This window comes from Thermodesulfobacteriota bacterium (genome assembly GCA_040754335.1).
Lineage (GTDB): Bacteria > Desulfobacterota_D > UBA1144 > Nemesobacterales > UBA2774 > 2-12-FULL-53-21.
Genome location: JBFMCV010000006.1, coordinates 132,749 through 152,913, shown reverse-complemented (window position 1 = coordinate 152,913; position 20,165 = coordinate 132,749). Strand labels below are relative to the sequence as shown.

Sequence of the window (20,165 nt, the reverse complement as noted above, 5' to 3'; positions counted from 1 at the left end):
ATACCTTCGTTATCGCCGCAGTGAGCGTGGTCTTACCGTGGTCCACGTGTCCTATCGTACCTATGTTCAAGTGCGGCTTCCCCCGCGCAAATTTCTCCTTAGACATCGCCTGGTGTTACCTCCTTAATTGATTAAAGAACGAGTTTTCATATAACGCATGGAGCCCACGAGCGGATTTGAACCGCTGACCTCATCCTTACCAAGGATGTGCTCTGCCGACTGAGCTACGTGGGCAAGGAAAACGATGAGCGGGAGACGGGATTCGAACCCGCGACCCTCAGCTTGGAAGGCTGATGCTCTAGCCAACTGAGCTACTCCCGCTTTTAAAGCATAGCAGCCTGCCTTGAGCTTGATCCCCGGTAAAAACAGGGGGGTTCCATTTCTCATATCAGTTCTATGGGGAGGGCAGGATTCGAACCTACGTAGGCTTGCACCGGCAGATTTACAGTCTGCTGCTTTTGACCGCTCAGCCACCTCCCCTCCGTCTATATTGTATATAACTCTCTGCAATTGCGACATTTTTCCTGTGGAGCTGGCGAAGGGATTTGAACCCCCGGCCTGCTGATTACAAATCAGCTGCTCTACCACTGAGCTACGCCAGCGTCTAAAGAATCTATAGCTCCTATGGATTCTCCGTTAATATGAAATTAGATAGAATTCGCCCCTATATATGAAATCACGTATAATAACATGAGAAAGAGGATACTGTCAAGGTAAGGAATTGATTTTAAATAAATTAATAGAGCGAAACCATAATTTCAGCTTCAGCCACCTTTGAATCCCCGACACTCGCCTCCCCGGCGAATATTATGATCTTCGACCGCATCTTCAGGATCCTCACATCCATCTTCAAAATATCGTTCGGATAGACGGCTTTCCTGAAACGCACCTTTTCAAGCCCGGCAAGGTAAGCCCCGGTCTGCCCTTTGGATAATCTCTCCTCCGTGAAAGACGCGTTATAAAGCACCCCTCCCGCCTGAGCCATCGCTTCGACTATTATTACACCCGGGACTATCGGAGCTCCGGGGAAATGGCCCTTGAAGAACTCCTCCTCCGGGCGGAACCTCCTGACCGCCACGATCCTCGTGCCGTGCTCGAGCTCGACGACCTCATCGACGAAAAGAAACGGCTCCCTGTGAGGAATATGATCCTTGATAGATTCTCTATCAATTAAAATTTTCAAGTTGTTCCCGTCCGTAATAGTTCCGTCAAGCATCAGTTCTTAGCGTCGTAAGCCTGTATGACCTTCTGGGTTATATCGATAGCCGGAGTTGAGAAAATGACCCCGCCTTCGGTTTTTTCGATTATTAGGGTATAGCCCTCGGACGTGCCGATTGACTGGAGTATGCCGTCGAGATCCTTTAATATTTTCTCGAGCAGCTCATAATCCCTTTTCTGGAGCTCGTCCCTGAAGTCGGCCCTGGATCTCTGGAGGTCTTTGTCCAGACGATCGATCTGCTCGGCTTTCTGCTTCCTCGTAGTTTCGTTCATGACGGGTCCGTTCTGTATGAACTCGTTTTTCATCGCTTCCAGCTGCGCGTTCTTGCTCTCAATGATCTGTTGCTTCTGCTTGAACTCGGCTTCGAATGCCGACTTCGCAGCCTTACCCGCCTTCGAATTCGCTATAACCATCTGTAAATCGATAACACCGATTTTGCCACTCTGCGAATACGACAGAGCAGGCGTCAGCAGCAACAAACCTAACACAAGTAACAATACCCTCATTTCTTACACCTCCTTAAAATTTAGAATAATGTTCCGATCGTAAACTGTATTTCGTAAGGATCCTCGCCGGGCAGCCTGTCTCCGAGGGGAAACCCGACTTCGAGCCTCAGAGGACCAAGCGGAGATACCCATCTCACGCCGAAACCCACGTCTTTTCTCAGGTCGTTCGGGTTTAAAGTCACATCCTGCCCGTCGTTAAACGCGTCTCCCATATCGAAGAACAACGCCCCCTTGAACCCCGCCGAAGGCAGGATCGGGAAGATATAGTCGACCGAAAACAGGAGCTGCTGAACGCCGCCGATTATAACGAAGCTTCCGTCGGCAGCGGGTACCCTCGGGCCAACCCTCCTGAAGCCGTAGCCTCTAAGAGTGTTCGGTCCACCGAGAAAGAACCTTTCGCCGACGACCAGGTCGTTCCCGTTATTCCTGAAATCGATGACCCCGTATGTCCCCCTGACGGTCAACACCGTACCGAGCCAAAGGGGAAACCATTGTCTTGATGATACAGTATATTTAATAAAATCGGTATTTCCACCCAACGGGCCGCCCGCTGACTCGATTTCAGTCTCGCTGAGGTTGCCCGCGCTCGGGTCGAGGAGATTATTTCTCGAATCCCAGACCAGACCGAACCCGATGCTGCTGATCGTTTCTTTGGACCTGGTGATAATGAGTCTCGCGTTCTCGTCTATGTCGCCGATCTTCACATCCTCGAGCCTGTACGTTATATTGCCCCTAAGGTTCCACCACAGGTACCTGCCTATAGTCAAGCTTCCGCCGAACGAGCTCCTTTCGAAATCCCTGAACTGCCTGTCGGTCCTGAAGCCGAGGACATCGAGAGTGAAGTCTGTATCGAGGAAGTGGGGGTCCTGATAATTTACATAAAAAAGCTGTGTGACACCGCCTATTTGCGCGTTTAACGTGAGCCTCTTCCCGTATCCGAAAAGGTTCGCTTCCTGAATTTGGCCCGCAAAGATAAATGTCTCGACCGAGCTGAATCCTCCCGCTATGCTGAAGAACCCGGTCGGCTTCTCTTCGACTTTCACCTTTATATCGATCTGGTCCTCGGTGCCGGGGACCCGTTCCGTAGCGACTTCGACGTTATCCTCGAAGAAACCGAGCCTCGTGACCCTCGATTTAATGGCCTGAACCTCCGTGGCGTTGTATAACTGGTCTTCCTCGATGGGAACCTCTCTCCTGATAACCTTATCCCTCGTACGGGTGTTCCCGACTATATCGATTTGCCTCACATATACCTCAGGCCCCTTTTCAATCCTGAACTGGACGGCCACCGTGAGCTCCTGTCTGTTGAGCTTGAACGCAGGCTCAACGTTGGCAAACGCATAACCCTTGTCGCCGTAAAAGGTAGTGAGGCCCGATATGTCCTGGGCCAGCAGGCTGCCTCTGAAGATTTCTCCGCTTTTGAGCTTCAAGGTCGCGCGAAGCTCCTCCTCGGGAACGATCATATCCCCGACGAACGAGAGCTCGCTGACTTTATACTGGTTTCCCTCGTCGATATTGAACGTAATTATATAACCCTTTTCCTCGTCGCTATACGTTATTTCGGGCTTGCTCACCTTTACGTCGAGAAACCCGTTATCGATATAAGTAACCCTTATCCTCTCGGAATCATTGTCTATTTCCTGTGGGTTGTAGAGGCCCTTCTTTGAAATAAAGGAAAACATGCCTTTGGGTTTGGAATAAAGGCCCTTTTTGATGACCTTGGTCTTGAGCTTTTCGTTCCCGACGAATATCACTTTCTTGATGTAGGCCTTCTTACCTTCTTTTATTTCGTACGTGACGCTTACGGTCCCCTCACCCTCGGGCTCGATGCTGTAATCAACCACCGTTCCCACGAGTCCGCTTTGAGCATAAAGGGCGCTTATGGCCTCCTGGCTCTGCTTCACCTTGCTTAGGTCGATAATACGGCCTTCCTTGACGTCGATGACCTCGAGAATCTTATCGCTCTTTATGTCCTTGTTTCCCCTGATCCTGAGGTCGGCGACTACAGGCTTTTCCTTGACCTTATAAATAAGGACGACTCCCTCTGGGGTCTTTTCGGTATCGGCAGTAACGTCCTCGAAGAATCCGAGCTTATACAGCTTCTTTACGTCTTCCCTGACCGTCGCTGAGGAAAGGGGCTCGCCCACCTTTGAGGAAATATTGAGCCCGATGAGCTCCGTCTCCACACGGAGGTTCCCTTCTATCTTTATCTGTATTATTCTGTCCGGCTCCTGCGCAACCGGCTGCTCCGGGCTTTCAGCGCCCTCCGCAGCGCCGACCGCGGGCTCCTTGACCGTATCCGCTTGAGGGGTTTCCTTGCCGCCTGCGTCCTGCCCGAACGCGGTTTCCCGGCATACGTAACTCAAAAGGAGAAACATGGCGACCGCAAAAACGAGCCCGCCCGCTCTGAAGTTAATTGACATCGACGATTTTCCCATCGGAAAGCCTGATACTCCTCTCGAGCCGTCTGGTGATTTCCTGATTATGTGTGACCAGCACCGATGTAATCCCGTATTCCGTGTTAAGCATCAGAAACAAGTCGACGATAGACGCTCCCGTATCCAGGTCGAGGTTCCCGGTAGGCTCGTCCGCCAGAATGACCCTGGGTTTTAATACGACCGCCCTCGCGATCGCGACCCTCTGCTGCTCCCCGCCCGACAGCTCCCCGGGCCGGTGCTCGACCCTGTGCTCGAGACCCACTCTCTTCAGCACATCGAGCGACATCTCCTTCGCGCGGGCCGCGCTCAGCCCGTTAATCAGGCACGGCATCATAACGTTCTCCAAGGCGCTGAACTCAGGGAGCAGGTAATGGAACTGGAAGACAAACCCTATCTCCCTGTTCCTGAATGCCGCGAGCTCGCTGTCGTTCTGCTTGAAAACATTGACGTCCCCGTAATATACTTCTCCTGCTGACGGCTGGTCGAGCGTTCCTAAAATATGCAAAAGAGTGCTTTTCCCCGATCCTGAGACACCGACTATCGCAAGCATTTCCCCGTCCGATATGTCAAGATCAATTCCCTTAAGAGCCTCAACCCGGCCGCCGTCGGTTTCAAACACCTTCCATAAACCTCGTACTCGAATCTCCATTCTTCACTCATACCTCAGTGCCTCAATCGGATCTTTTCGAGACGCCTGGAATGACGGATACAACGTTGCGATAAAACATATCAATATGCTGAAAAAAGCCACCGTAAGAAAATAAAACGGTTCAATTTTAACTGGAAACTCTGAAATAGGATAGACATTATTATCAAATGGAATCAGTTTCCTTATAGTTTCGCTCGTCTTGAGCATGTAGCAGATGCCGTAGCCGGACAGGCTGCCGAGGAGGGTGCCGACTAAGCCTATTATCATCCCGTCTATCACGAATATCTTCAATATCCCGTTCCTGGTCGCCCCCATTGCCCGAAGTATCGCGATGTCCCTGCCCTTCTCCATGACGACCATTGTCAGCGCGCTTACTATGTCGAGCGCCGCAACGAGTATGATCAGCCCCAAAAAAATAGCTATCGCTATCCTCTCGAGCCTGAGCGCTTTGAAAAGGCTCTTGTTGACCTCTTCCCAGTTCCTCGTGTAATAAGGGAAGCCCAATATCGAGGCGAGCTCCGTGCCTATCCCCCTCGCGTCGTAGATATCCCTGACCTTGACCTCCACTCCCGAGACCTCGCCGTTCATATCGAAGAAATCCATGGCGTCCTCAAGGCCGACGTAAGAGATCGACGAGTCGTACTCGATCATGCCGTAATCGAATATACCGGCCACCTCGAATTTCTTCACTTTGGCGGTGGCGCCGAAAGGCCCCATCTTGCCGAAAGGGGATACGAGGCTCACCTGATCCCCCTCCATCACGCCCAGCGTGTTCGCAAGCTCCTTGCCGAGCAGTATGGGGGGTTTCCCCGATTCCGTTTCAGCCGTGAGCTTATTGAGCACCTCCCTGCCAACTCTGCTCAGCTGCTCATCGGATATTCTCTTATCGTCCTCTTTGCTTCCCAACACGCCTCGCCCGAGCGCCTGCTCGATATTCGTGACGGTGCCCGCCGTCCCCGGGTCAATACCCCGCACGACGGAGCCAGACACGTTGTTCTCGCTTGCCATCATGCCCTGCCCGTAAATAAAAGGGCTCGCCCCGAGAACCCCCGGGAATTTGAGCGTCTCGTCTTCTATCTTGGAATAATCCTTCATGGGGCCGTCGTAGCTCAGTATCACTATGTGGGAGCTCACGCCCAGTATCTTTTCCCTGAGCTCCTCCTCGAACCCGCCCATGACCGAAAGCACAACGTTGAGGGCCATCACGCCTATGATCACGCCCAGGACCGAGATGAGGCCGATTATAGAGGCAAACTTCTGTTTACGCCTGGAGCTCAGGTACCTGAGCCCTATAAAGAATTCGTATTTCATTCCGGCCTTAGGTGGGGAAAGAAAATGACTTCCCTTATGGAGGGTGAGTTTGTAAAAAGCATGACGAGACGGTCTATGCCTATGCCCGCCCCTGCAGTCGGCGGCATTCCGTGCTCGAGAGCCGTAACGAAGTCTTCGTCCATTTCGTGCACTTCTTCTTCTCCCTTTAATTTGAGGTCGAGCTGGCTCCTGAACCTTTCCTTCTGGTCTATCGGGTCGTTCAGCTCGGAGAAAGCGTTCGCTATCTCCCTGCCGTATATATAGAGCTCGAACCTGTCCGTAATATCGGGATCGGCCTCGTTCTTCCTCGCGAGAGGGGATACGTCGAGCGGGAAACCGTATACGAAAGCGGGATTCCTGAGCTCCTCGGCTGCTATCTTCTCGAATATCTCGACTATAGCCTTCCCCCTGATACGTTTATGATCGACCCCGATCGAATGGGCTTTTTGAAAGAGCTTCGCGTCGTCCGTGAGGACATCCTTGCCCAGGGTCTGCTCGAGGTGCTCTATCACGTTTATCCTCTTCCAAGGCCGTGTCATATTGATTTCGGCGCCGCCGTATTCGAACACGAGCGAGCCTTTTATCTCGAGCGCCAGGCAGCAGATGAGCTCCTCGATCAGTTCCATGAGGTCTTCGTACGTGGCGTACGCCTGATAAAACTCTATCATGGTGAACTCGGGATTGTGCTGGGTCGAGACCCCTTCGTTCCTGAACGTCCTTCCGATTTCGTAAACCCTCTCCAGCCCTCCGATCACGAGTCTTTTAAGGTAAAGCTCGGGCGCAATCCTGAGGAAGAGGTCCATGCCGAGAGCGTTGTGGTGCGTCTCGAAGGGGCGCGCGGCCGCTCCTCCGGCTATCGGATGGAGGATCGGGGTTTCGACCTCGATGAATTCCCTCTCGTCGAGGAACTTCCTTATGAGCTTGATGATCCTGCTCCGTATGAGAAATATATCCTTGATCTCGGGGTTGGAGATGAGGTCGAGGTAACGCTGGCGGTACCTGGCCTCGACGTCCTTGAGGCCGTGCCACTTCTCGGGGAGAGGATGAAGGGTTTTCGTCAGGAGCTTGAAATCCTTTATGTTGACTGTGAGCTCGCCGGTGCGGGTCTTGAAGAGGTTACCGCTTATGCCGATGAAGTCGCCGAGGTCTACATACCTCTTAAAAAATTTGAGCTTGTCCTCCCCTATGACATCCATTTTCAGATACCCCTGAATCTTCCCCGACCTGTCCGCGATGTGGAAGAATATGCTCTTGCCGAAGTCTCTTAGCCCGACGACCCTGCCCGCGAGTGAGTAGTCCTCGTTTCGGTTCTCGAGCTCGCTTGCCGTGGTCTCTCCGAATTTCGATAAAAGCTCGCCCGCGAGGGCGCCGGGCTTGTATCCGTTCGCGAAGGGATTTATGCCTAAGTTTCTTAATTCATTCAGCTTTTCTTTTCTCTGCTCGAACTGATCGTTGTCCATGATTAAAGTTAAAGGTTCTACCCCAAAAGGAGTTTATCGTCAAGCTCAGCCATGCTCGATATGAAAACGGAATGAAGTGCGGGGAATAGCTCAATCCTTCTTATCGTCAACAATAATATACGTGGCTATGGCCTTGGCAACAAGTTTATTGTCATTAATTATATCGACCTCCGCGGGAACTATCCTGCCCTCCCTCAAGGCCTTCGCGCGCGCCTCTATAACACCCCCGACTACGGGACTGATATAGCTGATATTCATCTCGACCGTCATGAACTTCTTGCCTTTGCCCCTGACCATTCCCGCAATCGCCACGGCGGCGGCGGAATCGGCCAATGTGGACAGAACCCCGCCGTGAGTATAACCGTACGGGTTGGTCAGGTTCTCATCCGTGTGAATCGTGAGCTTGCCGAACCCAGGACGCATCTCCACTATTTTGATCCCGAGAAACTCCCAGAACGGCACTACGGGGAAATCCTTCTTCAAATCTCTCTCCTCCGACATTTACGCCTCCGTTTATATATCGCTATATCTTACCTGACACTGTGTGTTTGCCGCCCGGCCGGCCAAGCTCTAGGCTTCCTTTCCCGCGAAGGCGAAGACAAGGAATCCGAGCACGCATATAGTCCCCGCCGCTTCGAACATAAGACGGAACCCCCATGCCTCCGCTATCACCCCGTAAATGAAAACGCCGAGCATGCCTCCGAACGTGAAGGCGACGCTGCATATCGAGACAGCCTTCCCCCTGTCCGCCTCGGGCGAGAGGTCTATGACCAGGGCGTAAATAGCGGGATAGAAGAGCCCGTGTCCGAGCCCGAACAATACGCCCGCCAGTATGAGGCCCGATGCCCCCGAGGTAAACCCGATCGCAATTACGCTCATCGCGAAGAGAATGAGAGCCGGTAGAGATGTCTTTTTCTTTCCGAACTTGTCGGGAATCCATCCGCCTATGAGCCTCACCGCGAGTATGGCAGCCGTGTACGTTATGAAAAACAGCTCGAACGAGTCTACGCCGATCCTCTTTGCGAACACGGGAACGAAGGTAATCGCCGAAACAAACCCTGTCCCTGCTATCATCAGCGCGAAGGCGGCTGCGAATACACCCCGCCTGAATAGGGCTTCCCTGTAGCTGCCCCCCCGGACGCCGTCAGGCGAAAGAGGCTCGGGCTCCCTGATGAAAAGCGCCGCGAAGACCCCGAAGGACCCGAATATGAAATCGAAGACGAATAAGTCTCCGAAGCCGTACGTCTCTACTATCTTTTTCCCTACATAAGGCGCGAGCGCGAAATTTATAACACTGAACATACCGAAAATCCCGATAGCCTGGCTCCTCCTCGAGGGCGAAGAGACGTCCGCGATGAGAGTCCCCGCCGAGACGAAGCAGAGGGAGAGCGCGGCCCCGTGAAGGACCCTGAGCGCCGGGAAGATGACGCCGAGCGAATCAAGGAACGCGAAGGGGAGAGAGGTAACAGACATGAGGAGCCCCCCGGCGAGCAGGAACCACTTCTTTCCCCACTTGTCTATCAGGATACCGACAGACGGCGTCGTAAGGATCGTCGCCATCGAAGCCGCCCCCATGATGAACCCTATCGACGATTCGCTGCCTCCGAGCTCCTCTATCCGTAGCGGCAATAAGATGAAGGAGTGATAGGTAAAGAAGAAAACGAAGGAAGTTACTGTAATCAGAACGAAGTCCCGGTTGAGGAGCGGCGTATCGCCGGAAGGCCCTCGATCTTTCATGTCCTGAAAAGATGTTTTCATAAGCTATAACGGCTGTGATTATCTTATACCACAAAATTAACAAGCAAAATCAAGGATCGTCAGGTTATACTTCTACCGAAGGGACGGAGAAGACGACTTACTCACGTAATCGGGGGAAAGATCATGGTGAGAATTTTCGTTATTGTAATCCTTACGGCGCTGCTCGGTATCTCCTCATACCTCCTCTATACGAATAAGAACATATCGATCAATATCGACGGTGCCGACTGTGAGGCGCTAACACCCGGCGGCGGAAGAGAAGAAGCGTCGTTATCAGATCCGCAGGACAAAGAGATAGCCCCGTCGGTAAAACCGGCAAGCCCGCCGTCAGAAGCGGCGCGGGAGGACGTGGAGGTCGTCGAGTCGGACGAGCCGGAAATCCACCTCGACCCGACCGTCGGGATGAGCATCAACTACGAGCAGAAGATTGAGACGAGCTACAAGGTCATTGGCCCGAGAAAGTTCTCGCTTCTCACAGACAAGGACGAAACGATGGTCGAGATCGATCTCGATACGGGGAATGTAAAAATCAATCCCAAATATAAAATGGACGACGTCACCAAAGAATTCTGGGAATCCGTCGGACGGAAATATCCGGAAGTCTGCTTCGTTGAAGAACCGAATTCACCTTAGGGATTATACAGAATAAACGATATTGCCGTTTACGATCGTGTAGAGGACGGCCCCTTTCAGGTCCCAGCCGTTAAAAGGCGTATTCCTGCTTTTCGAGCGGAACTTTTCTCTATCGATTTTGACCTGTTTCTCCGGGTCGAATATCACTATATCGGCCTGAACGCCGGGGCTGAGCGTCCCCTTATCGACACTGATAATTGCCGATGGCAGATGCGTGAGCTTGGCGATCATCTGGTTTAACGTGAGGACGCCGTCCTCGACGAGCTTCAGCGAAAGCGGAAGCGCCGTCTCGAGCCCCACGATGCCGAAGGGGGCCTGATCGAACTCCACCATTTTTTCATCCTCGCTGTGGGGGGCGTGGTCTGTAGCTATTATGTCTATGGTGCCGTCCGCGAGCCCTTCCCTGACAGCATCCCTGTCTGTTTCGCTTCTCAAGGGCGGCTTCATTTTAGCGTTCGTATCGTACTGCGCGACGGCCTTATCGGTAAGAGTGAAATGATGGGGCGCCGCTTCCGCCGTCACCTTCACTCCCCTCCCTTTCGCGGCCCGGATCAACCTCACCGACCCCGCCGTGGACACGTGGCAGATGTGGAGGTGAGTGCCGGTAAGCTCGGCGAGCGTTATATCGCGGGATACCATTACGTCCTCCGACGCCGCCGGTATGCCGCTCAGCCCGAGGAGCGTCGACGTGTACCCTTCATTCATAACGCCGTTGCCCGAGAGGTTCAAGTCCTCGGAATGTGATATGACCGGTATCCCGAACGCCTTTACATATTCCATCGCGTGCCGCATGACCTTGGAATTCATCACAGGCATGCCGTCGTCCGACACACCGACGCAGCCGGCCTCAAACATCTCCCCTATCTGCGCGAGCGTCTCTCCGTTCTCTCCCTTGGTTATGGCGCCCAGCGGGAATACGTTTACTATGCCTTCCGTGCGCGCCTTGAGCATTATATATTCGGTCACGGACGCGTTGTCGTTTATGGGGTTCGTGTTGGGCATGCAGACGATCGAGGTGAAGCCGCCCGCAGCCGCGGATTCGCAGCCCGTGCGAATGGTCTCTTTATGCTCGTACCCGGGCTCTCTCAGATGAACGTGCAGGTCGACGAGCCCGGGGGAAACTATCTTGCCCGAGGCGTCCAGGACCTTGACGGCTGAATCCTTTTCGAGCTTTTTAATATCCTCCGGGTAAGACTTTACAGTCCCCTTTTCTATGAGGATATTTCCGACCTTATCGTAGTTCCTGGAAGGGTCTATTATCCTTCCCCCCTTTATCAGTATGCTCATGAGCCGCTCCTCGCCGAGGCGACCAGATAAAACATCGCCATCCTGACCGCTATGCCGTTAGCCACCTGCTCGAGAATGACCGAGCCCGGCCCGTCCGCTATATCTGAAGAGAGCTCGACGCCCCTGTTAATCGGTCCGGGATGCATGACGGTGACGTCCCGGGCGGCGCATCTCAATTTTTCCCTCGTGAGTCCGTAGAATCTCGAATACTCCCTGAGCGACGGGAAGAACTCGGAGTCCTGCCTTTCTTTCTGTATGCGGAGCATGATCACGACATCGGCGCCCTCTACGGCCTTATCGAGGCTGTAGAACGATTTCACGTCTATACTCTCTATATATTTCGGCACCAGCGTCGGCGGGCCCACGACCCTTACCTCGGCCCCGAGCTTCATAAACCCCCATATGTTCGACCTCGCCACACGGCTGTGGAGTATGTCGCCCACTATTACTACCTTTAGCCCCTCTATCCTCCCCTTGAGCTGCCTTATTGTAAAGAGGTCGAGGAGACCCTGGCTCGGATGCTCGTGTGAGCCGTCCCCCGCGTTTATTATCGAAGATTCGAGCTCCTTCGCAAGGAGCCACGGCGCGCCCGACATCGGGTGCCTTATGACGATCATGCTCGCGCCCATCGCTTCGAGGTTCCTCGCCGTATCGAGGAGGCTCTCGCCCTTGACGACGCTGCTCTGGGACGTTGTGAAATTGAGCACGTCCGCGCTCAGCCTTTTCTCCGCTATCTCGAAAGACGACCTCGTCCGCGTGCTCGGCTCGAAGAAGAGATTGCAGACGGTCACGCCCCTCAACGCAGGCACTTTCTTCACGTCCCTCTCTGAAACCTCTTTCATGGACTCCGCCGTATCGAGGATGAGCGATATCTCCTCGGCCGACAATTCTTCGAGTCCCAGTATGTGTTTTCTCTCAAATGCCATTTCTTACTCTTTTACTATAATTACTTCGTCCCTGCCGTCTGATTCCTTCAGATGGACCCTGACCTCTTCCGTGCTGAGGGTGTCGAGCCTGCTCCCGACGTAGTCGGGCTGTATTGGCAGCTCCCTGAGCCCTCTGTCGATCAGCTCCACGAGCTGTATGGAAGAAGGCCTCCCGTAATCCATGATCTCGTCTATGGCCGCCCTGATAGTGCGCCCCGTATAGATAACGTCGTCGACGAGGATGACCTTTTTGTCCTCGACAGGGAAAGGGATTTCGGTTTTCTTGACGTTAGGCCATTCCGTTTTTCGCATGAGGTCGTCTCTGTAGAACGATATATCGAGAATTCCCATCGGCGGCCTTATCCCTTCGAGCTTCTCGATCTCGCGCACGATCCTCTCCGCTATGTAAACGCCCCTAGTTCTGATGCCGATTACGGCGAGATCCCGGGCTCCGTTATTCTTTTCGAGAATCTGGTTGACCATACGCGAGATTGTCCTGCTGACCGAATCCGAATCCATCACAGTTCTTGTAGACATAAATGTTCTCTCTCAATATACGGCTTTGCGCACTCCCTCGCACTCGTAGTCGAACTCGAACTCCTTGGTATATCTGTCGAAAAAAGTAGCCGAATCCCTGTACGTGATCGAGATTACGATATTATCGCCTTCCTCTTTAATACTGTACCGGCTTTTTTCTTTCGGTATCCCGATGTTCCGGAGCATTTCCGATATGCCTGTCTGCACGTAGCCCCGCCCGTATTTATGGTAGACGTCCGCGTTCTCCTGACACACGCCCCTTATCCCGAAAATACCGCGATAGTAGATAGGCACTACTTTAAATCCGACGTAAAAAATCAGGGCCAGGAGCAGGATCCAGAATATCGAAGATATTTTCATCCTTAACTACCTCCGACAACCCGTCATAAATTCGAACCGACCGTCAATCTATACCCGAAAGAATCCTGTTCCATCTGACCTTGTTCCCTATGTCCGGGTTCTCAAAGTCCCATGACCAGTGTATCAGAAAAGCCTTCCCGGCGATATTGCCGACGGGCACGAACCCCCAGAACCTCGAGTCCTGGCTGTTGTCCCTGTTGTCGCCCATCACGAACACGTACCCTTCGGGTACGACGCTTACGGGTATGAAGCTGCCCCTGTTAGTCGAGTCCCTCCCCTTCCTGTAAATCACGCGGTGGACTTCCCCGAAAAGGTCCTCGTCGTATTCGTCGAACTGCTCTCCGTTCCTCTCGTCCGTGTAAGTGCCCGTGAATTCTATAGGCACCTTCTGTCCGTTTATCACGAGCTGTCTCCCGTCGAGGTCTATGCTGTCCCCGGGCACGCCGATCACGCGCTTGATGTAATAAATGTTATTCTTGGAAGGGTCGTGCTCTGTATTGGGGTACGTGAAAACTATGACATCCCCCCTCTTTATCCGTTCCACCGGCAATACGATCTTGTCCGTAAAGGGTATTTTCGTGCCGTATATGAATTTGCTTACGAGGAGGTGGTCACCGACGAGGAGAGTAGGTATCATGGAGCCCGAGGGTATCTTGAAGGGCTGGAACACGAAGGTCCTTATGAGGAGTGCCAAGCCCACCGCGAACACGAGCGCCTCGACGTTCTGTCTCAGCTTCGATTTCGCGAACCTCGAAAGGTAGTCTCTCGAAGCCCCTTCGAGATCGCTCGTCCGCCTTATTATTTCTTCCGTATCACCCCCGGCAAGGGCCATCTCGGCCCCGGCTATCCTTTTACTGACGACGGCTGCGGACTCCGGGCTTATCTTAGCGCTGTTCTTGTTTAAAAGTGCCTGTGTCTGGGATATTATCTGCTTGGCTCTGTTCCTGGCTCTCGCTTCTTTGGACCATATACCGAACATAATTGAGGTTTGAGTATATATGGTGAATGGGTTCCTTTCAATATTTTCAATCGTGAGAGGTTAAACGGCTTCATTTCCGGGATTCTCTCATGATACTAGGCCCTTTCCCATTCGAGCATTCTTTCGACGGACCTCACTCCGTCCACCTGTTTTATGGACTTCATGACGTTCTCGAGCTGCTCCAGGTCGCTGACCACCACATCGAACGTCCCGACCGCCGTATCGACATCGGTAGAATGTATCTCGGCCTTCGATATGTTTATATCGGACGAAGAGAATGAGCTCGTGATGTTGGACAGCATGCCCGGACGGTCGGCGCACATGACGACAATCCTCGCCGGCCTGAGCGGTTTGAAATTCCTGTCCCACTCGACGTCTATGCGCCTCGCGTCGTCCACGTCGAGAAGACGAGGGCAGTCGCTCTTGTGGATCGTTATCCCCTTCCCTCTCGTGATGTAGCCCGTGATCTGCTCGCCGGGCAGCGGGGAGCAGCAGTTGGCGAACCTTATCATGACGTCGTTGTACCCGCTGATGAGCACGCCGCCTTCGCTCGGGCCCGTGATTGTCTGTATGATCTTCTCGATCCTGGATTCTTTCTCGGGGCCGGGACGCATCTTGTCGGTCGGGAGCACGCGCTTCAAGAGGTCGGTCGCCGAAATCTTGCCGAAACCTACCGCCAGGTAGAGCTCCTTTTCGTCCCTGAACTTCAATTCCGAGAGAGCGCTCTCGAGCTCTCCCGCCTTGAGCATAGCCTGGAAGTCGAGCCCGTGCTGCTTGAACTTACGCTCGCAGATGGATTTCCCGACTATCTCCGACTGAGTCCTTTCCTCGTTCCGGAGCCACGAGCGTATCTTCGTCTTCGCACGGGAGGTGACGACGAACTTGAGCCAGTCCCTGTTGGGCTGCCTGTCGCCAGAGGTGACTATCTCCACCGTATCGCCCGTCCTCAACTGGTGGCTGAGCGGGACTAGCTTGCCGTTGACGTTCGCCCTCGTGCACTTGTTCCCGACCTCGGTATGCACGGCGTAGGCGAAATCGACGGGCGTCGCCCCGCTCGGGAGCTCCATGAGGTCTCCCTGGGGCGTGAAGACATAGACAACGTCCGAGATGAGCTCGCCCTTTATCGCTTCCATGTACTCCGTCGGGTCTTTTATGTCTTTCCATTCGAGGAGCTGCCTCAGCGTGGAGTAGATCTCGTACGTGCCGCGGCTGTCGAGCTTGCCTTCCTTGTATTTCCAGTGCGAAGCGACGCCGTACTCCGCGATCTCGTGCATCGCGCGGGTCCTTATCTGTATCTCCATCCTCTCGCCGAAGGGCCCTATCACGGTCGTGTGGAGAGACTGGTAACCGTTCCCCTTGGGGAGCGCTATGTAATCCTTGAAACGTCCCGGCACGGGCTTCCATGCGGAGTGTACGGCGCCCAACGCTTCGTAACATTCCCTGAGCGAGTTCGTGATTATCCTGAACGCTATCACGTCGTACACGCTCTCGAACTCTATATTCTGGGACTGCATTTTTCTATAGATGCCGTACACGTGCTTGAACCTGCCCGTGACCTCGGCGTTTATGTCGAACTCCTCGAGCTTGCCGCCTATTATCTTCTTTATCTCGTCGACGTGAGCCCCCCACTCCTTCTTTCTCTCCTCGATCAGGTTGGCGAGCCTCTCGTATTCCTCGGGATTGAGGAAACGGAACGACAGGTCCTCGAGCTCGTTCGCGAGCCAGTTTATCCCCAGCCTGTGCGCGAGGGGGGCATATATATCGAAGGTCTCTTTCGCTATGCTCTTCCGCCTGCTCTCGGGAAGGTACCCGAGGGTGCGCATGTTATGGAGCCTGTCGGCGAGCTTTATGAGGACCACCCTTATGTCCTTGGCGGTCGCCAATATGAGCTTTCTGAATCCCTCCGCCTGACGCTCGATCTTGGTCGTATAGGGGAGCTGGCTTATCTTTGTGACACCCTCCACTAAAAAAGCGATCTCGCTTCCGAACATGGTATCTATCTCTTCTGTCGTGGCGAGCGTATCCTCGACCGTATCGTGGAGGAGCCCAGTGACTATCGACGACATATCGAGCTTCATTTCGGCCAATATGCCGCACACCTCGAGCGGGTGGCTGAGATACGGCTCTCCCGAACTCCGGGTCTGTCCGGCGTGTACCTTCGCCGAATAGACGTACGCCTTCTTGAGTGTCTCGACGTCCGTATCCGTGAGATAAAGGTAGGAATTCACACGCTCCGTTATGTCGTTAAGCCTGATCATTGTCTTATTCGGTCGAATACCCTTTCTTTACAATCCCCATAGACTTGTCCTTACTGCACCTGGCCGAAATTATTACAGATGTAAGACACTCCGCAGCCCGGTCGAGATCATCGTTTACAATAATATAATCATAGTTGTCTATGTCTTCCATCTCCTTCCTGGCATTGGCGAGACGCTTTTCAATCTCGCCCTTTTTTTCGCTCCCCCTCTCGAGAAGTCTCTGCCTCAGAATGTCAAACGACGACGGGAGGACAAAGCAGTATACCCCTCCGCTGAACCTTTGCTTTATCTGTTTTGCGCCCTGGACATCTATGTCTAGAATGAGGTCGACTCCCGTTTTAGCCGCATTTTCAAGCTCCGCGATAGGGGTGCCGTACATGTGGCCGTATACATTAGCATATTCGGCGAATTTATGCTCTTCGATCATCTTTCCGAACTCACCGTCGGTGACAAAAACATAGTCTCTCCCGTTCACTTCGCCCGCTCTCGGCTTTCTCGTAGTACAGGAAACCGAAAACCTGAGATTGTTCAGACCTTCGAGCACCCTTTTTACGAGCGTGGTCTTCCCGCCTCCCGAAGGACCCGAAACTATGAAGATATTCCCTTCTCGCATTATAATTTCATCCCGCTTATTCGATTAAGCCCTTGGCTCCTATACAATTTTAGGACAGAAAACAATAAATATCAATTGATTATGGCAGGTTGGTGACTAATCTTTATTCTTTTTACTAAGTTCTTCGGCTACCTTCCTCACATCCTGCGACTTATCCTTATCGAGAACCAGTATACCGTCCCCGGAGTCGACCACCACTAGATCCTTCACTCCGACGAGCGCTATGACCCTCTTGTCCCCGAACACGAGACACCCGGACGAATCGACCGAAATTCCCTCACCATGAAATATGTTGTCGTCCACACCCTTGCGCAGGAATTCGTCTAGCGTCTTCCAGCTGCCCACGTCGCTCCACGGGTAGGTAACCGGGATGACGACGGTGTTGTCCGAACGCTCGAGTATCAGTTTATCTATAGAGCCCGGCTCTATGGTTTTATAAAAGGAAGACACTGTAACTTCTTCCGAGGGTTTCCCCAGGCTCGCCGAAATTTCATCGAAATGTTCGTACCATTCGGGAATAATCTTTGAAAAGTCTGAGATTATAGACGAGGCCTTCCACACGAACACCCCGCTGTTCCAGTAGTACCCGCCTTCCTTCAGGAAACCGAGCGCAGTGCCGAGATCGGGCTTTTCTGTAAACCTTTCGACCCTGTACGCGTTCAAGGGCCCCGAGGCGAACACGACTTTCTTGGCGGATTTTATATACCCGTAACCCGTCTCGGGCATTGTCGGCGTTACGCCGAGTGTAATAAGCGGGTAGTTTCCGTTTTCAAGCCTGACCGATGCAGCGCCATAGGCGAATTCAAGCACATCCCGGAACCCTTCGTCGTCGCCCACCGCATGGTCAGCGGGCAGGACGACGATAACCGGCTCTTTTGCGGAACGCTTGATTCTGAGAGTACCGTAAGCAATGCACGGCGCCGTGTTTTTCCCCTCGGGCTCGAGGACGATATTTTCTTCCGGAAGCTCGGGTATGTGTTTAAGGGTCTCTTCCGCATATCCGGCGACGGTGACGACGAATACCTTCTCAATCGGGATCAGGGGCAGGACCCTGTCAACGGTCTGCCTTAAGAGGGACTTTTCGCCGGTGAGCGAGAGAAACTGCTTGGGTTTATTCCGGCTGCTAAGCGGCCAGAACCTCTTCCCCTCCCCGCCTGCCATTACAAGAGCATACATATCCATAGCGTAATAGTAATTGGAGTCAGAGCATTTCTCAATCTCTACGGACGAATAGAGGACCTGCACGCCAAATCGTGTTTGCAGTAGCCGGAAGACTCTATCAAAGCCCCGGGAACAATACGATCAGGTCTTCGATCCCGACCCCGCCCAGGCTCTCTTTCACCATATGCGCATGGGAAAGCTCTTCGGCCGGATAAGAGTTCGTTACGGCGAGACACTTCATCCCTGCCGAGAGAGCGGCCTTGATTCCCGAAACGGAATCCTCTATGACGAGGCACTCCCCGGCAGCTATAGGACCTGTAATCGAAGCCCGGGAGTTGAGCCTTTTTAACACCTCGAGAAACACGTCCGGGGCCGGCTTGCAGTTCTCTACGTCCTCGGCGCTGACGATTACCTCGAAATATCCGCCGATCCCCGCGAACTCGAGTATATCCGTGATCTCGGCCCTAAGCGCCCCTGAGCCTATAGCGAGACGGTACCGGCCCGCTATCCTTTCGATGAAGCTCTTTACTCCGGGCAGTATCTCGATCCTGCCTTTTATCAGGTTATCGTAGTGGCCGGTCTTCCTTTCCATGAGCTCGGCAATGAGGGCTTCTTCGTGCTTATAGTCCCTGTCATCGAGAAGCCTCCTGAAGAAAGTCTTGTCGTCGTATGCCAGGTAGTTGGCGTAGTAGTCCTCTTCGGTAAGCTCTATACCGATGCCCTCGAGTGTAAGCTGGAAGGCGCCTAAATGGACAGGCTCCGTATTCGCTATCACCCCGTCGAAATCAAAAATCACCGATTTTAATTCCATATGAAAATCTGTCTTATCCTCCCGGCTCTAGCTTAGGGTGTTACAACGTAACAATACCCGCCGTCTGCAATTAGCGGAGGGTGTAAATTAAACGATACGCTCACTAATCGAAACCGGAATCCGCAGCAAAAAAATGAAACTCTAAAAGATAATAAGCATCTAAACGGTAGATTTCAACGTAATTACATCTGCCGGGGACCGAGAGTCCTATTTACATCGGGCTATGGAGATGCAAGAATAGATATAAATTCCCAATATCCGCACCTACAACCAATACAGGAGATAAGCAGTATATGGAGACAAAAGACCAAACGAGAGAGAGTGTAAAGGAATTTTACGGCAGGGCAGCCAGGGAACCTCAGGCGAGCCTCTGCTGTCCGGGCGGTTACCCGGCCGAGGAAACGAGCCACATACCCCGCGAGGTAACCGAAAGGTTCTACGGCTGCGGAAGCCCGATCAGCCTTGCGGGAATTACCACCGGAGAAACCGTGCTCGACCTGGGCTCGGGAGCGGGCATAGACTGCTTCATCGCGGCCAAGAAGACAGGGCGGGCGGGAAAGGTCATCGGCGTCGATATGACAGACGACATGCTCAGAGTAGCGAATGAAAACAAGGAGGCGGTATCGGAGAATCTGGGATACAAGAACGTTGAGTTCCGGAAGGGCTATCTCGAAGAGATACCCGCCGACGCCGACTCAGCAGACCTTATCACATCCAACTGCGTCATCAATCTTTCCCCCGACAAGCGGAAAGTATTCTCCGAGATATGGAGGGTGCTCAAGGACCGTGGAAGGATAGTCGTATCCGACATCGTTTCCGACCGCGAGATTCCCGCGCATCTGAAAAACGACGAGCGGCTTCTGGGCGAGTGCATTTCGGGCTCGCTTGCCGAAGACCGGTTTCTCTCCCACATGGAGCAGGCGGGTTTTTACGGCATAGAGGTGCTCGACAAAAAATACTGGAAGTGTGTCGAAAACATCGAATTCTATTCGGTCACTGTCAGGGGATACAAATTCCGGAAAACACCGGGCTGCATCTACACAGGACAGTACGCAACTTACAAAGGCCCCTTCAAGGTGATAATAGACGAAGAGGGACATGTTTTTCCCAGAAATCAGGCCGTCGAAGTATGCACGGATACTGCCTCCAAACTTTCCGCCGCCCCTTATTCGGGCATGTTTATAATAACGGAGTCAGGCAGGAAACAGGAGGAAAGCTCGTGCTGCGCGCCTGACGGCGGAGGCAGCTGCTGCTGAAGC

Annotated in this window: 20 protein-coding genes and 4 tRNA genes; 2 read left to right on the top strand and 22 right to left on the bottom strand. The window is 53.1% G+C overall.

The window, feature by feature from the left end:
- From AB1598_13290 to AB1598_13230, 13 genes are all read right to left on the bottom strand, one after another.
- A partial coding sequence (locus AB1598_13290; GenBank protein MEW6145980.1) for a GTP-binding protein occupies nt 1-106 on the bottom strand: 106 nt, incomplete at its 3' end.
- A gap of 52 nt (nt 107-158) precedes the next feature.
- A tRNA-Thr gene (locus AB1598_13285) sits at nt 159-234 on the bottom strand.
- 13 nt (nt 235-247) lie between these two features.
- Nucleotides 248-321: transfer RNA gene (locus AB1598_13280), tRNA-Gly, on the bottom strand.
- A gap of 76 nt (nt 322-397) precedes the next feature.
- A tRNA-Tyr gene (locus AB1598_13275) sits at nt 398-480 on the bottom strand.
- Between the two features lie 47 nt (nt 481-527).
- Nucleotides 528-602 (bottom strand) — tRNA-Thr (locus tag AB1598_13270).
- A 134-nt stretch (nt 603-736) separates the two neighbouring features.
- A complete protein-coding gene (fabZ, locus tag AB1598_13265) occupies nt 737-1,183 on the bottom strand; it encodes a 3-hydroxyacyl-ACP dehydratase FabZ (protein MEW6145979.1) in 447 nt (148 codons plus the stop codon).
- Between the two features lie 32 nt (nt 1,184-1,215).
- Nucleotides 1,216-1,725 carry an OmpH family outer membrane protein gene (locus AB1598_13260; protein ID MEW6145978.1) on the bottom strand — a complete coding sequence of 170 codons (510 nt, stop codon included), beginning with the start codon at nt 1,723-1,725 and terminating at the stop codon, nt 1,216-1,218.
- 20 nt (nt 1,726-1,745) lie between these two features.
- A complete protein-coding gene (gene bamA / locus AB1598_13255; protein ID MEW6145977.1) occupies nt 1,746-4,148 on the bottom strand; it encodes an outer membrane protein assembly factor BamA in 2,403 nt (800 codons plus the stop codon).
- Nucleotides 4,138-4,812, bottom strand: coding sequence for an ABC transporter ATP-binding protein (locus AB1598_13250; protein ID MEW6145976.1), 675 nt, complete (start codon nt 4,810-4,812; stop codon nt 4,138-4,140). Before AB1598_13250 ends, bamA begins: the two co-directional genes overlap by 11 nt.
- A gap of 3 nt (nt 4,813-4,815) precedes the next feature.
- Nucleotides 4,816-6,123: an ABC transporter permease gene (locus AB1598_13245; protein MEW6145975.1), complete on the bottom strand. Its 1,308-nt coding sequence runs from the start codon at nt 6,121-6,123 to the stop codon at nt 4,816-4,818.
- A complete protein-coding gene (gene lysS / locus AB1598_13240; protein MEW6145974.1) occupies nt 6,120-7,583 on the bottom strand; it encodes a lysine--tRNA ligase in 1,464 nt (487 codons plus the stop codon). Before lysS ends, AB1598_13245 begins: the two co-directional genes overlap by 4 nt.
- A 90-nt stretch (nt 7,584-7,673) precedes the next feature.
- Nucleotides 7,674-8,084, bottom strand: a complete 411-nt coding sequence (locus tag AB1598_13235) for a PaaI family thioesterase (protein MEW6145973.1) — start codon at nt 8,082-8,084, stop codon at nt 7,674-7,676.
- 69 nt (nt 8,085-8,153) lie between these two features.
- Entirely contained in the window at nt 8,154-9,341 is a 1,188-nt protein-coding gene (locus AB1598_13230; protein ID MEW6145972.1) for an MFS transporter, read from the bottom strand.
- A gap of 123 nt (nt 9,342-9,464) precedes the next feature.
- Here AB1598_13230 and AB1598_13225 point away from each other — a divergent pair, with 123 nt between their 5' ends.
- The gene (locus AB1598_13225; GenBank protein ID MEW6145971.1) at nt 9,465-9,974 is read left to right on the top strand and encodes a hypothetical protein; all 510 of its coding nucleotides are present in this window, start codon (nt 9,465-9,467) and stop codon (nt 9,972-9,974) included.
- A 3-nt stretch (nt 9,975-9,977) separates the two neighbouring features.
- Here AB1598_13225 and AB1598_13220 read toward each other — a convergent pair whose 3' ends face one another.
- From AB1598_13220 to AB1598_13180, 9 genes are all read right to left on the bottom strand, one after another.
- Nucleotides 9,978-11,261: a dihydroorotase gene (locus AB1598_13220; GenBank protein MEW6145970.1), complete on the bottom strand. Its 1,284-nt coding sequence runs from the start codon at nt 11,259-11,261 to the stop codon at nt 9,978-9,980.
- A complete protein-coding gene (locus AB1598_13215) occupies nt 11,258-12,187 on the bottom strand; it encodes an aspartate carbamoyltransferase catalytic subunit (protein ID MEW6145969.1) in 930 nt (309 codons plus the stop codon). Before AB1598_13215 ends, AB1598_13220 begins: the two co-directional genes overlap by 4 nt.
- A 3-nt stretch (nt 12,188-12,190) precedes the next feature.
- Nucleotides 12,191-12,724, bottom strand: a complete 534-nt coding sequence (pyrR, locus tag AB1598_13210) for a bifunctional pyr operon transcriptional regulator/uracil phosphoribosyltransferase PyrR (protein MEW6145968.1) — start codon at nt 12,722-12,724, stop codon at nt 12,191-12,193.
- Between the two features lie 12 nt (nt 12,725-12,736).
- A complete protein-coding gene (locus AB1598_13205; protein ID MEW6145967.1) occupies nt 12,737-13,084 on the bottom strand; it encodes a hypothetical protein in 348 nt (115 codons plus the stop codon).
- 43 nt (nt 13,085-13,127) lie between these two features.
- Complete coding sequence (lepB, locus tag AB1598_13200) at nt 13,128-14,063, bottom strand: signal peptidase I (protein ID MEW6145966.1); 936 nt, start codon at nt 14,061-14,063, stop codon at nt 13,128-13,130.
- 95 nt (nt 14,064-14,158) lie between these two features.
- The gene (locus AB1598_13195) at nt 14,159-16,321 is read right to left on the bottom strand and encodes a bifunctional (p)ppGpp synthetase/guanosine-3',5'-bis(diphosphate) 3'-pyrophosphohydrolase (GenBank protein ID MEW6145965.1); all 2,163 of its coding nucleotides are present in this window, start codon (nt 16,319-16,321) and stop codon (nt 14,159-14,161) included.
- A gap of 4 nt (nt 16,322-16,325) precedes the next feature.
- Nucleotides 16,326-16,937, bottom strand: a complete 612-nt coding sequence (gene gmk, locus AB1598_13190) for a guanylate kinase (protein MEW6145964.1) — start codon at nt 16,935-16,937, stop codon at nt 16,326-16,328.
- 93 nt (nt 16,938-17,030) lie between these two features.
- On the bottom strand, nt 17,031-18,095 hold the full coding sequence (locus AB1598_13185; GenBank protein ID MEW6145963.1) for a sugar phosphate nucleotidyltransferase: 1,065 nt from the start codon (nt 18,093-18,095) through the stop codon (nt 17,031-17,033).
- Nucleotides 18,096-18,213: 118 nt separating this feature from the next.
- Nucleotides 18,214-18,906: an HAD family phosphatase gene (locus tag AB1598_13180; protein ID MEW6145962.1), complete on the bottom strand. Its 693-nt coding sequence runs from the start codon at nt 18,904-18,906 to the stop codon at nt 18,214-18,216.
- A gap of 293 nt (nt 18,907-19,199) precedes the next feature.
- Between AB1598_13180 and AB1598_13175 the strand changes: the two genes are divergently transcribed.
- Nucleotides 19,200-20,162, top strand: coding sequence for a methyltransferase domain-containing protein (locus AB1598_13175; GenBank protein MEW6145961.1), 963 nt, complete (start codon nt 19,200-19,202; stop codon nt 20,160-20,162).
- The last annotated feature ends 3 nt before the right edge of the window (nt 20,163-20,165 follow it).